At 67.4% G+C, this 12,077-nt stretch carries 12 protein-coding genes and 1 pseudogene; 7 read left to right on the top strand and 6 right to left on the bottom strand.

Going from position 1 to position 12,077, the window contains the following annotated elements; translation table 11 throughout:
- Together A5673_RS11840 and pgi are read left to right on the top strand one after the other, a co-directional pair.
- A partial coding sequence (locus A5673_RS11840) for a transposase (protein WP_156748103.1) occupies positions 1-597 on the top strand: 597 nt, incomplete at its 5' end.
- A gap of 14 nt (positions 598-611) precedes the next feature.
- A complete protein-coding gene (gene pgi, locus A5673_RS11835) occupies positions 612-2,276 on the top strand; it encodes a glucose-6-phosphate isomerase (protein ID WP_068231766.1) in 1,665 nt (554 codons plus the stop codon).
- A gap of 19 nt (positions 2,277-2,295) precedes the next feature.
- Here pgi and A5673_RS11830 read toward each other — a convergent pair whose 3' ends face one another.
- Positions 2,296-2,868, bottom strand: coding sequence for a TetR/AcrR family transcriptional regulator (locus A5673_RS11830; protein WP_068231781.1), 573 nt, complete (start codon positions 2,866-2,868; stop codon positions 2,296-2,298).
- Between the two features lie 96 nt (positions 2,869-2,964).
- Between A5673_RS11830 and A5673_RS11825 the strand changes: the two genes are divergently transcribed.
- Complete coding sequence (locus A5673_RS11825; protein ID WP_068231761.1) at positions 2,965-4,290, top strand: oxygenase MpaB family protein; 1,326 nt, start codon at positions 2,965-2,967, stop codon at positions 4,288-4,290.
- Between the two features lie 109 nt (positions 4,291-4,399).
- Here A5673_RS11825 and A5673_RS11820 read toward each other — a convergent pair whose 3' ends face one another.
- From A5673_RS11820 to cobF, 4 genes and pseudogenes are all read right to left on the bottom strand, one after another.
- The gene (locus A5673_RS11820) at positions 4,400-5,149 is read right to left on the bottom strand and encodes an SDR family oxidoreductase (RefSeq protein WP_068231759.1); all 750 of its coding nucleotides are present in this window, start codon (positions 5,147-5,149) and stop codon (positions 4,400-4,402) included.
- Positions 5,150-5,246: 97 nt separating this feature from the next.
- On the bottom strand, positions 5,247-5,717 hold the full coding sequence (locus A5673_RS29990; RefSeq protein WP_231971018.1) for a zinc finger domain-containing protein: 471 nt from the start codon (positions 5,715-5,717) through the stop codon (positions 5,247-5,249).
- Between the two features lie 147 nt (positions 5,718-5,864).
- Positions 5,865-6,110 (bottom strand): annotated as a pseudogene (locus A5673_RS29985) (DNA-formamidopyrimidine glycosylase family protein); the annotation flags it as partial.
- A 5-nt stretch (positions 6,111-6,115) separates the two neighbouring features.
- The gene (gene cobF, locus A5673_RS11810) at positions 6,116-6,859 is read right to left on the bottom strand and encodes a precorrin-6A synthase (deacetylating) (RefSeq protein ID WP_068231776.1); all 744 of its coding nucleotides are present in this window, start codon (positions 6,857-6,859) and stop codon (positions 6,116-6,118) included.
- Positions 6,860-6,962: 103 nt separating this feature from the next.
- Here cobF and A5673_RS11805 point away from each other — a divergent pair, with 103 nt between their 5' ends.
- From A5673_RS11805 to A5673_RS11790, 4 genes are all read left to right on the top strand, one after another.
- Positions 6,963-7,868 (top strand): diiron oxygenase, encoded by a 906-nt coding sequence (locus tag A5673_RS11805; RefSeq protein WP_068231753.1) that lies wholly within the window; start codon positions 6,963-6,965, stop codon positions 7,866-7,868.
- Positions 7,865-9,049: a DUF4873 domain-containing protein gene (locus A5673_RS11800; protein ID WP_082958680.1), complete on the top strand. Its 1,185-nt coding sequence runs from the start codon at positions 7,865-7,867 to the stop codon at positions 9,047-9,049. Before A5673_RS11805 ends, A5673_RS11800 begins: the two co-directional genes overlap by 4 nt.
- Positions 9,050-9,368: 319 nt before the next feature.
- A complete protein-coding gene (locus A5673_RS11795; protein ID WP_068231748.1) occupies positions 9,369-10,133 on the top strand; it encodes an STAS domain-containing protein in 765 nt (254 codons plus the stop codon).
- Between the two features lie 91 nt (positions 10,134-10,224).
- On the top strand, positions 10,225-11,091 hold the full coding sequence (locus A5673_RS11790) for an LLM class flavin-dependent oxidoreductase (RefSeq protein ID WP_068231745.1): 867 nt from the start codon (positions 10,225-10,227) through the stop codon (positions 11,089-11,091).
- A gap of 133 nt (positions 11,092-11,224) precedes the next feature.
- Here the strand turns inward: A5673_RS11790 and A5673_RS11785 are convergent, their stop codons facing one another.
- Positions 11,225-12,022, bottom strand: a complete 798-nt coding sequence (locus A5673_RS11785; RefSeq protein ID WP_197518355.1) for an enoyl-CoA hydratase/isomerase family protein — start codon at positions 12,020-12,022, stop codon at positions 11,225-11,227.
- Positions 12,023-12,077: the final 55 nt, after the last annotated feature.

Below are 12,077 nucleotides of genomic sequence, written 5' to 3'. Positions count from 1 at the left end.
GTGCACGAGCTCGACCCCGAACGCGCGCCTAAGGCTCGTTCGCTGGATTCGGCCAAGCATCGTCGTAGTCTCGGTGACTGGTTGGCCACGGTGCCCGGGCTGGTCGCTGAGTTGGCTCGCGAGGAGTTGGCCGACATCACTCGACTCACCGAGACTATCGACACCTTGGCCCAGCGCATCGGACAGCGAGTACGCCTCGTCGCCCCGGCCTTGCTCGCTCTTCCGGGCTGCGCGGAGCTGACGGCGGCCAAACTGGTCGGCGAAACCGCCGGAGCGATCCGCTTCAAAAGCGCTGCCGCCTATGCCCGCCATGCCGGGGTGGCGCCTGTCCCGGTGTGGTCGGGGAACACCGCAGGCCGCGTGCGGATGACCCGCTCGGGCAACCGCCAACTCAACGCCGCCCTGCACCGCATCGCAGTCACCCAGATCCGCCTAGAGGGACTGGGGCAGGTCTACTACCGACGCCGCATCGCCGCGGGCGATTCCAAGACCGAGGCGCTGCGCTGCCTCAAACGCCGCTTAGCCCGCATTGTCTTCGGCCACCTTCAAACCGACGAACAAACCCGCCAAAAGCCTTGCCAACCGGCAGCGGCTTGACATAGGAGAAACTCATGACCTCCGTGCACACCATCCCCGACATCACCGCCACCCCGGCGTGGGACGCCCTGCGCAGTCATCACGAACAAATCGGCGACACCCACCTTCGCCAGTTCTTCGCCGACGACCCCGATCGCGGCCGCGAGCTGACCGTCACGGTCGGCGACCTCTACATCGACTACAGCAAACACCGCGTCACCCGAGAGACGCTGCGGCTGCTGGTGGAATTGGCACGCACGGCTAACCTCGAGGAGCGGCGCGACCAGATGTTCTCCGGCGTGCACATCAACACCTCCGAGGACCGCGCCGTGTTGCACACCGCGCTGCGGCTGCCCCGGGACGCCGAGCTGACCGTCGACGGCCAGAACGTCGTCGCCGACGTGCACGCCGTGCTGGATGCCATGGGCGACTTCACCGACCGGTTACGCAGCGGTGAATGGGTCGGGGCCACCGGGAAAAGAATCAGCACGGTCGTCAACATCGGCATCGGTGGGTCGGATCTGGGACCGGTGATGGTGTATCAGGCGCTACGCCACTACGCCGATGCCGGAATTTCGGCACGCTTCGTCTCCAACGTCGACCCCGCCGACCTGATCGCCAAGCTCGCCGACTTGGACCCGGCCACAACGCTTTTCATCGTCGCGTCCAAGACCTTCTCCACCCTGGAGACGCTGACCAACGCGACCGCCGCGCGCCGCTGGCTGACCGACGCGCTCGGCGACGCCGCGGTGGCCAAGCATTTCGTGGCCGTGTCCACCAACAAACGACTGGTCGACGACTTCGGCATCAACACCGACAATATGTTCGGATTCTGGGATTGGGTCGGCGGGCGTTACTCGGTCGATTCGGCGATCGGCCTGTCGGTGATGGCGGCCATCGGCAAGGAAGCCTTCGCCGACTTCCTGTCCGGATTCCACATCGTCGACCGGCATTTTAAGACCGCCCCGCTGGAGTCCAACGCGCCGGTCCTGCTCGGCCTGATCGGGCTGTGGTACTCCAATTTCATGGGCGCGCAGTCGCGCGCCGTGCTGCCCTACTCGAACGACCTGTCCCGCTTCGCCGCGTACCTGCAACAGCTGACGATGGAATCCAACGGCAAGTCGACGCGCGCCGACGGCACACCGGTCACCACCGATACCGGTGAAATCTTTTGGGGCGAACCGGGAACCAACGGCCAGCACGCCTTCTATCAGTTATTGCACCAGGGCACCCGACTCGTGCCGGCCGATTTCATCGGGTTTAGCCAACCCATCGACGACCTCGCCACCGCCGACGGCACCGGCAGCATGCACGACCTGCTGATGAGCAACTTCTTCGCCCAGACACAGGTGTTGGCGTTCGGCAAGACGGCCGAGGAGATCGCCGCCGACGGCACGCCGGCGAACGTCGTGCCGCACAAGGTGATGCCGGGCAACCGGCCGTCCACCTCGATCCTGGCCGACCGGCTCACCCCGTCGGTGCTGGGCCAGCTGACCGCCCTCTACGAGCACCAGGTCTTCACCGAGGGGGTGATCTGGGGCATCGACTCCTTCGACCAGTGGGGTGTGGAACTGGGCAAGACCCAAGCCAAGGCGCTGCTGCCGGTGATCACCGCCGACTCCCCACCCGCGCCACAGTCGGACAGCTCGACCGACGCACTGGTGCGTCGCTACCGCACCGAAAGAGGGCGCGCCGGCTGACGTTTCGCGGCGGGCGCCGTCAACCGGTCGGGACGAGCTCGGAGCCGAACCGCCGCACGAACGTGCGCAGGCGTTCCACGGTCGCGCTCTGCGGATCGCTGAGGTGCAGCCGCAACAATTCCCGACCGGCGGCGTGCAGGACTCGAGCGGTGTATTCGGGATCGTGCAACGGGCGATTGAGGCGCAGCAGTTCCCGGACGAAGAAGTCGATGACGGCGGCCTCCGATTGAGCCAGGCGGGCGTACAACTCCGGCGGGGCGCCCTGCGGCGGGAACAGAAACAACCGCCACGTCGCCGGGTGGGCGTCGACGGCCGCCAGCACCCCGTCGAACGCGAGCACCAGCGACTGATCGTCGGCGGCGGCATCCAATCCCGAGATCGCTTCGGCGAACTGCGCGCCCGCCCGGGCCGCCTCCCGGTCGATCAGTTCCACGAACAGCCCCGCCAGGTCACCGAACTTCTGATAGATCAGCGACCGATTGATGCCGGCCTGCTCTGCGATGCGATTCGGTGTTGCCGCGTGGAACCCGTCGGCGTCGACGATCGCGTGCGTGACGTCGAGGATCTGTTCGCGCCGGCCCTCGGCGGTCATCCTTCGCTTCGCGTTGGCCATCGTCACGCTTGACAGCATAACTAACACCTTGTGAGTATTACTCACTAACTGTTAGTTATCCGAAGGCGGCTGGTGATGTCCAAGGCCACGTATTACCCCGAACTCGCGCGACGCGTCCGCAGCCAGGGCGAGTTGCAGCCCGATCTCTACGGGGACTTCGACTTCGACCGGGCGCCGGATCGCCTGGCCACCGAGCCGGACGTCGACTCCGCCCTGCCGACTTGGGTCGCCGACCGCGCGCCGATCCTCGAGGACGACCGGGTCCTCGAATTGATCAGCACGGCCACATTGCTCGGCGACGTCGTCGCCGATCCCTACGCGGCGCTGATGGCCACGCACAGCGTCACGCAGTTGATCGACATGCTCACCCGGGCCTGCCGGCACGGAATCGAGGCCGTGCCCGAGGCGCCGCCCGAGCTCGCCGCGTTCATCGCCGCGATGGAGGCCACCCCGGAGTGGATCGACTTCGACCTGGTGCGCGAGGGCGCCCGCCAGGAGCGCATTCCGGCGGCGCTGCTGGCCCCCTTCATCACGCGGGGAGCCTTCATCGCGACCTTCACCAACACGTACGCCGCGCTGCCGATGGCCCTGACCGGCGCGCTCTCGGGCAAGCGCGCGGCTAGGCGGGTCAACGAAACGGCGAGTTTCTTCGCCGTCACGACGCTGCCCGGAGCGCTGGACCGGTACGGCCCCGGCTTCGAGGCCGCCGCCATGGTCCGGCTGATGCACTCGATGGTCCGCTACAACGCCCTGAAGAAATCGGACAAATGGGATACAGCCGTCTACGGCATGCCGGTGCCGCAGGTTGACCAGATGCCCGCGGGAATGATCGGCCAGTACCTGTTGGCCCGCAAGGCGCGCCAGCAAGGCCGGACGGAATTCACCAAAGAAGAGCGTGCCGTCATCGAATTCGCCAGGTATCGCTGCTTTTTGCTCGGCCTGCCCGAGGAGCTGCTGCCCGCGGAACCCGCCGACATCATCCATGTCATGCATGCGCGCTCGGCGCTGCTGCGCCACGGGTTCGACAGCATCTGCCAAGAGCTCGTTCGCGGCACGATGGCGGCCTATCTGCGCCCCGACACCACCCTGTTCGACCGGTGCGCCGAGGCGGTCGAAAAGAGTTTCAGCAAGCTCACTTTCGTCCGCACGTTCTGCGGCGGCGACCGCGACCTGGCCGAGGCCATGGGCGTCTCGCTCGGGTCGACGGACCTGCTGCGGGTGGCCCTCACCGCGCCGTTCATCATTGGACGCTTCACCGCGGTGAGCCACGCCAGCCGCATCCCGGTGCTTCGCGACGTCACCGACGCGTATGTCATCGCGCTCCTGAAGCTGCGGCTGGCGACCTACGGCAAACCCGAATTCACCACCGACGCAGCGCATTACACACCGGTCCCCCACTAGTTTGGGCGCGAGCGTGCGCAGTTGTACGGGCCAGCGCGGCGTGTCGCGGACAAACACGCTCCCCCGCAAGCGGGTGGTGCCCCCAGCTCGCGGCTAGCACGGTCAGCGCTCAGGCGAACAGCTTCGTGAACCGGGGCGGCAGCACTCGCAAGAGCTGCACCAGCGGCGCCCACGGCCACCTGGGCACCACGGCGCGGCCCGGCTCGCGCTCGATGGCGGCAACGAGAGCCTTGACGCCAGTTTCGTTGTCCACCATCAGCATTGTGCTGGCGGATTTGGCCGTCATCTCCGACTCGATGTAGCCCGGCTCGATCACCGAGACCTTGATCGGGCCGGTGCGGTATTCGGCGCGCAGCGATTCGCCCAGCGAACTCAACCCGGCCTTGCTGGCGCCGTAGGCCGCCTTGACGCCCGGCACGCCCTTGTTGCCGAGCACCGACGAAATGAGCACCAGGTGCCCGGAGCCGCTCTTGGTGAACATCTCCAGCGCTGCTTCGATCTGCACGAGGGCAGCCACCAAATTGGTCTCGATGGTCGCCTTGTTCGCCCAGAGCTTGCCGGAGCCCAGCTTCGCGCCCTTTCCGATGCCGGCGTTGACGATGACGCGGTCGATGCCGCCCAGTTCGTCGCTGAGCTCGGCGAAGACCTTCGGCACCTGCTCGTGGTCGTTGACGTCCAACGCGGCGACGGCGATCTTGATGCCCGGATACTGTTGCGTCAGTTCGGCTTTCAGCTCATCGAGCCGATCGGTCCGACGGGCGCACAACCCCAGGTCGCGGCCCTTGGCGGCGAAGGAACGCGCCATCCCGGCGCCCAGGCCGGAACTGGCGCCCGTGATGATGATCTTCTGACGAGTCACCCCGGCAGCATAGCTAGTGCCCACCCAACGTCGAGTTGTTGGGCTCGATAGGCGGTTGTCCCCACCACAAGTCCACGCTCGACCGCCATAGGGACCGCTATTTGAGCAGCCGGGACATGCGCCGGTCGGCCAGCACCTTGCCACCGGTCTGGCACGTCGGACAATACTGAAAAGACTTGTCCGCGAACGACACTTCGCGCACGGTGTCCCCGCACACCGGGCAGGGCAACCCGGTCCGCGCATGAACCCGTAAACCGGAGCGCTTCTCCCCCTTGAGCATCGCGGCACCCTGGCCGACCGAGCGGCTCACCGCGTCGGTCAGCACGGAGATCATCGCGTCGTGCAGAGCGGTGAGCTGTTCGGCCGACAGCTTGCCCGCCGTGGCGAACGGCGAGATCTTGGCGACGTGCAGGATCTCGTCGCTGTAGGCGTTGCCGATCCCGGCGATCACCTTCTGGTCGGTGATGACGGTCTTGATCCGGCCGCTGTTGCCGGCCAGGAGCCCGGCCAGGTCTTCAGGGCTGAGCTCGAGCGCGTCGGGGCCCAGGGCGGCGATGCCCGGCACCAGCTGCGGGTCGTCGACGAGCCACACCGCCAGCCGCTTCTGGGTGCCGGCCTCGGTGAGGTCGAAGCCGGGCGCCTCGCCGGGGGTACCCAGGTGCACGCGCAACGCGATCGGCCCCTTGCCGGGACGCAGCGGCGCCGGCGCCAGCTTGTCGGACCACCGCAGCCAGCCCGCGCGCGACAGGTGAGCGATCAAGAACAGCTGCCCGGCCTGCAACCCCAGGTACTTGCCCCAACGTTGGGCGCCCGTCACGGGCTGGCCGTGCAGGGCGGTCGTCGGCGGGTCGAAGGTCTTCAGCACGGACAGCCCGCCGACGTCGACGCGACCGATCGTCGAACCGACGGCGTGGCGCCGCAAATGGTCGACCAGCGCTTCGATCTCGGGCAGTTCGGGCACGCCCTTCAGTCTGCCGGTCTGAGCAAATAGGTGTCCATGATCCAGCCGTGCCGGGCGCGGGCCTCGGCCCGCAACGCGGCAATGCGCGCCCCGACCGCGCCGACGGTGCCCGACACCAGCAGTTCGTCAGCGGTGCCCAGGTAGGCGCCCCACCAGATGCGGGTGCCGGGCGGGCACACCTCGAACGCGCAGTCACCGTCGAGCATCACCACCGCCGAGCCCGCCAAGCCGTGCTCGCGCAGCCGCCTACCGGTGGTGACCAGGACCGGCTCGCCGACCTCGTTGAGCGGGATACGGTGCCGTGCCGTCAGCGCCTGCACCGCGGTGATCCCGGGAATGACGTCGAAGGTGAACTCGACTTCGGCGTTGATGGCAGCCAGGATCCGCAGGGTGCTGTCGTACAGCGACGGGTCGCCCCACGCCAGGAAGCCCCCCACGCCGTCGGGGCCGAGCTCGCCGGCGATGGCCGCCGCCCAGACCCGCGCCCGCGCGGCGTGCCAATCCGTGACGGCCTCGCGGTAGTCGGTGCCGGTCGAGCGTTTCGGGTCCGGCAGCTCCACGAAGCGATACCCGGGTTCCCGGATGAACCGGGCGCAGATCTCGCGCCGCAGGGCGACGAGGTCGCTTTTCGCCTCCCCCTTGTCCATCGCGAAGAAGACCTGCGTGTCGTTGAGCGCCTCGATAGCCTGAACCGTCAGATAGTCCGGGTTCCCGGCGCCGATGCCGATGACATGAATGTGGCGAGGCACGATGCCAGTCAACCGAATCGAAACATGGAAGGCCTAGTCGAGACCCCAAGTACCCAGTACCATGGGTACCGTCTGAAGCACCCAATGAAGGGACGCCAGCGCCGTGACGACTGTGATGAAGCCAAGTGGCCCGAGTCGCGAGGAGTTCTCGGACCGTTTGCTGAAGGGCTCGGTCAAGAAGTCCTACGAGCCCGTCGTCGACATCGACTGGGACGCCCCGCTGGACCCCGACAAGTTCTACCTGCCGCCCCGGCTGGTGTCGTTGTACAACACGCCGATGTGGGACGAGATGACCCGCGAGCAGCAGATCGATTTGTCGCGCCAGGAACTGGTCAACACGCTGTCGGCGGGGATCTGGTTCGAGAACATGCTCAACCAGTCGTTGTTGCGGACCATCCTGCACGAGGACCCCACCAGCTCCTCGACGCATTACAAGCTGACCGAGCTGGGCGACGAGACCCGCCACATGGTCATGTTCGGCAAGGCGATCGAGCGCGTCGGCGCCAAGCCGGTGCGCCCGCGGCTTTTTCACCGGTGGATCATCAACGCCCTGCCGCTGGCGTTCCAGCGCGGCTCGATGCTGTGGGTGGCCGCCCTGATCGGTGAGGAGATCTTCGACTCGCTGCAGCGGCAGATGATGGACGACCCGGAATTGCAGCCAATCATCCAGCGGCTCATGCGGATTCACGTGACCGAGGAGGCCCGCCACATCCAGTTCGCCCGGGACGGCGCGCGCAAGCGTGTCGCCGAGATGCCGCGGCTCAACCGATGGTTCATGGCCAACATCAACGGCCTCGGCGGATACTTCTTCAACTACCTGTTCAGCAACCCGGTCCCGTATGCGCGGGTGGGTCTGGACGCTAAGCGGGCCCGAAAGATTGCGCGCACCAGCCCGCACCGGCGCGAGATGCAGGTCGCCGGCTTCGCTCCGCTGGCGGCTTTCCTGACCGAGGTGGGCCTGCTGGGCCCGATCGCGCGCCGCGGCTGGAAGCGCAGCAGGTTTCTGTGACCGATCGCGTCATCGTCGTCGGCGGGGGTGCCGGCGGCCGATGTGCGCAGGCGGCGCTGCTGACGGCCGGCGTCGCCGACGTCGTGACGCTCGACGGCGATGTCCCCGCCGCACGGTTCGACGACGACAACGACACCTGGTTGCTGACGACCGCCGACGGCGAGACGATGCGGGCGCGCGTCGTCATCGCCGCCGGCCGACCGGTGCAGGTCCCGTGGCTGCCGGACATCCCGGGGCGCGACGGCTTCCTCGGCGAATCGTTCCACGCAGCGCAGTGGCCGTCGGGCTTCGACCCCGCCGGTAAGCGCGTCGCGATCGTCGGCGCCGACGCCACCGCCGGCCACCACTTGCCGCGGCTGACCGCGTCGGCGGCAGCGGTCACCGTTTTCGTGCGCGCGCCGCGCCGGGTCATCGACGAGTTGCCGCTGCCCGCCACCCGCGTCAAACGCTGGCTGGGCCGCCGCATCCGCCCGGCGGCCGCGGCGGGGCGGCGGCCCGCGCTGGTGCGATCGGCCATCAGCGCGGTCACCGCGTCGGGCATCCACACCGCCGACGGGGTCGAACACGGCGTCGACGCCATCGTGTATGCCACCGGTTTCGCCGTCCCCGATCGCCCAGCGACGACGCTGCTCGGCCCGGGCGGCGTGACGGCCGCGCAGCTGTGGGCGGACGGCACCGAGCCCTACTTCGGGGTCGCCGTCCACGGCGTGCCCAACTACTTCTTCATCGGCGGCCCGGACGTCGGCGCGCAGGCGCGCTACCTCGCCGAGTGCGTCGGCCTCCTGCAACGCACCGCCAGCACCCGCATCGAGGTGCGGCGCAGTAGCTACCAGGTTTTCAACGAACGCGCCTACCTGCGACCCGCCCAGCCGCAGCCGGTGACGTCGGCCTTCGACCTGACCGCGGGCGCCGGCAGCGACGCAACCTATGAGGGCGCCGCGACGCTGACCATCTCCGGCGCCGAGCACCCGGTACGCGTGCGGCTGGCGGGCCACCTGGACCCGATCGACGGCCATTACCACTGGCAAGGGACGGTGTTTGGCGCCGCGGCGCTCCGCGACACCAGGACCGCGACGCTGACGGTCGGCGAGTGCAGTGCGGACGCGCGCGTCGTCGAGCAGACGCCGTGGGGCACGCACACGGTCGCCGGGGTCGGCGTTCCGCCGTACGCACTGGGCTAGTACCTACGGGTTCGGCGCGGTTTGCTGCGCTGATGAAAGGTTTGCCGACTGCGGCATACGGGTAACCCACTCAGTCTAATTTTCATCTCACAGGGGAGGCTCGCACGCGGGCGGAGCGGGTTGATCCGGCGCGGGTGTGTGCCGTCGAGGGGGCGGGTGATATGGCAGGGGAAGGCCGAAGTACGAGATTGCATCCCCCTTCTTTTCAGGTCGGATTCCGTGCGCCTACATTGCTATTGAGACACGCGCACCCGCGTGGCCCTGTTTCGCGGGTCGAGGTCGGCGAGGATGAAGCCCTGAATCGAAAGGGGTGGCTGCGTTGAGCGCGGTAGCTGAATCCCCGAGTTCGCTCGCCGTGGCGACGCGAACGGACGAGTCGGTCGTCGTCCTCACGGTCGAGGGTCAGCTCGACGCCAGCAGCTCCGCGGCGCTTCGCGACATGATCATGAAGACCACCCTCGACGAGCCGTCCGCCGTCATCGTCAATGTCTCCAAACTTCATGTGCCCGCCGAATCGACGTGGTCGAACTTCATCGGCGTGCGCTGGCAGGTGCACACCCGGCCCGACGTTCCGATCGTGCTCGTCTGCGCCGATCGCGGCGCCCGCGAGGCGATCACCCGCGGCGGGGTCGCCCGCTTCATGCCGGTGTATGCGACCGAGAAGGGGGCGATGAAGGCCGTCGGCCGGCTCACCAGCCGCGCCGTGCGGCATGCCGACGCCGAGTTGCCCGCCAACCTGACCAGCCTGCGCGAGTCGCGCCGGCTGGTCCGCGAGTGGCTCACCGCCTGGTCGCAATCCGCGCTCATCCCGGTCGCGTTGGTGGTCGTCAACGTGTTCGTGGAGAACGTGCTGGAGCACACCGGAAGCGTCCCGATGATGCGGCTCGAGTCCGACGGCACGACCGCGACCATCGCGGTGTCCGACGCCAGCAGCACGCCGGCGCTGCGCCTGCCGTCGCCGGACAAGGGCATCGATGTCTCCGGGCTGGCGATCGTCGACGCGCTGTCCCGCGCCTGGGGCAGCACCCCCACGTCGTCGGGCAAGACGGTGTGGGCGGTCATCGGGCCCGAGAACCAGCTCTGACCGGCTTGCGCCTTGTCGGGGGCCCCTCGCACGGGTAAAAGTAGAACACGTTCTAATCTGGTGTGACGGTCCCTCGAGGAAGGCAGATGACGTGCGGTTCACCTACGCAGAGGCGATGACTGACTTTCGCTATTACATCCCGCTGGCCAAGGCGGCCGAGGCGGCCGGCTACCACGCCATGACGATCGCCGACAGCATCGCCTACCCCTTCGAATCCGATTCGAAGTACCCGTACACGCCCGACGGGAATCGCGAGTTCCTGGACGGCAAGGAGTTCATCGAAACCTTCGTGCTGACATCGGCATTGGGGGCGGTGACCTCGACGCTGCGGTTCAACTTCTTCGTCCTCAAGCTGCCGATTCGGCCGCCGGCGCTGGTGGCCAAGCAAATCGGTTCGCTGGCCGCGATGACCGACAACCGAGTCGGATTCGGCGTGGGCACCAGCCCGTGGCCCGAAGACTACGAGCTGCTGGGCGTCCCGTTCGCCAAGCGCGGCAAGCGGATGGACGAATGCATCGAAATCATCCAGGGCCTGACCACGGGTGACTATTTCGAATTCCACGGCGAGTTCTACGACATCCCCAAGACCAAGATGACCCCCGCTCCGACCAAGCCGATCCCGATCCTGATCGGCGGGCACGCCGACGCCGCGCTGCGCCGCGCGGCACGGTTGGACGGGTGGATGCACGGCGGGGGTGACCCGGCGGAGCTCGACGGGCTGATTGCCAAGCTCCAGCGGTTCCGCGAGGAGGAGGGCAAGACGGGCCCGTTCGAGATTCACGTCATCTCGGTGGACGGCTTCACGGTGGACGGCGTCAAGCGTCTCGAGGACAAGGGCGTCACCGACGTGATCGTCGGCTTCCGCATTCCCTACATCATGGGCAAGGACGACGAGCCGCTGGACAACAAGATCCGCAACCTGGAGATGTTCGCGGAGAACGTGATCGCGAAAGTCTAAGCGCACCCGGCCTTCAGTGTGAGCTGATGGCTTTCAGTGTGAACCCATGGCGCGATTCCTCCGGGTTCACCGCCCAGGAGTAACACCGAAAGCCCAGGCTTCACACTCAACGTCCGAAGACGGCCGCCTAACATCACAGGGGATCCCACGTCGGGGCCCGCTTCTCCATGTGCGCCCTGGCCGCCTCGGTCGGATTGTTGGTGAAACCGGTGAGGATCTGGGTGCGGTTCTCCAGCTCGATGGCGTGACGCAGGCTCGGCGCGTCCAGCGCCGCGTTGAGGCCAATCTTGGTCTGCCACACGCCATATGCGTTGTTTTCGGCGATCTCGCGGGCTTTGCGCAGCGCCGCCGCCATCAGCTGATCGGCCGCCACCACCTCGTGCACCAGCTTGATGCGATACGCCTCGGCGGCGTCGATGATCCGGCCGGTCAGCATCAGCTCACGCGCGACGCCCGCGCCGACGATCTTGGGCAGCAGGTAGCTGGTGCCCATGTCCATCGACGAGAAGCCGGCCTTGATGAACGCCGACCCGAACCGGGCTTGCTCGGAGGCGACGCGGATGTCGCTGACGAGCGTGAAGGCGAGCCCGCCCCCGACCGCGACGCCGTTGACCGCCGCGATCACCGGGATGGGCAGCTCGTAGATCCGGGTGAACAAATCGGCCAGGCGAACCTGGCTGTCGTAGTTCACCTTGAAAGCCGGGGTGGTCGGCTTGGGCTTGGTCCAGGCTTCGCCCGTGCCGCTCAGGTCGGCCCCCGCGCAGAAGCCCCGCCCGGCACCGGTCAGGATCGCGACCCGATAGTCGCCCCCGCCGAGCGCGTCCAGGGCGTGGTCCACGCCATCGATCAACGCTCCGTCGATCGCGTTCAGGCGCTCGGGGCGGTTCAGCGTGATGCGGGCGATGTTGTCCTCGAGAGTTTCGAATTCCACTGCGGGCATACCCAGACCGTAGGGGACATGGGTTTTTGCCGAGGAGGCATACCGT

It is taken from the genome of Mycobacterium sp. E3198, from assembly GCF_001667015.1.
Classification (GTDB): Bacteria; Actinomycetota; Actinomycetes; order Mycobacteriales; family Mycobacteriaceae; genus Mycobacterium.
This window is presented reverse-complemented; position numbering and strand designations above follow the sequence as displayed.

Excerpts from the sequence above, each read along its gene's own strand:
- pgi (WP_068231766.1), top strand. The coding sequence starts at position 612 with ATGACCTCCGTGCACACCATCCCCGACATCACCGCCACCCCGGCGTGG.
- A5673_RS11830 (WP_068231781.1), bottom strand. The coding sequence starts at position 2,868 with ATGACCGCCGAGGGCCGGCGCGAACAGATCCTCGACGTCACGCACGCG.
- A5673_RS11825 (WP_068231761.1), top strand. The coding sequence starts at position 2,965 with ATGTCCAAGGCCACGTATTACCCCGAACTCGCGCGACGCGTCCGCAGC.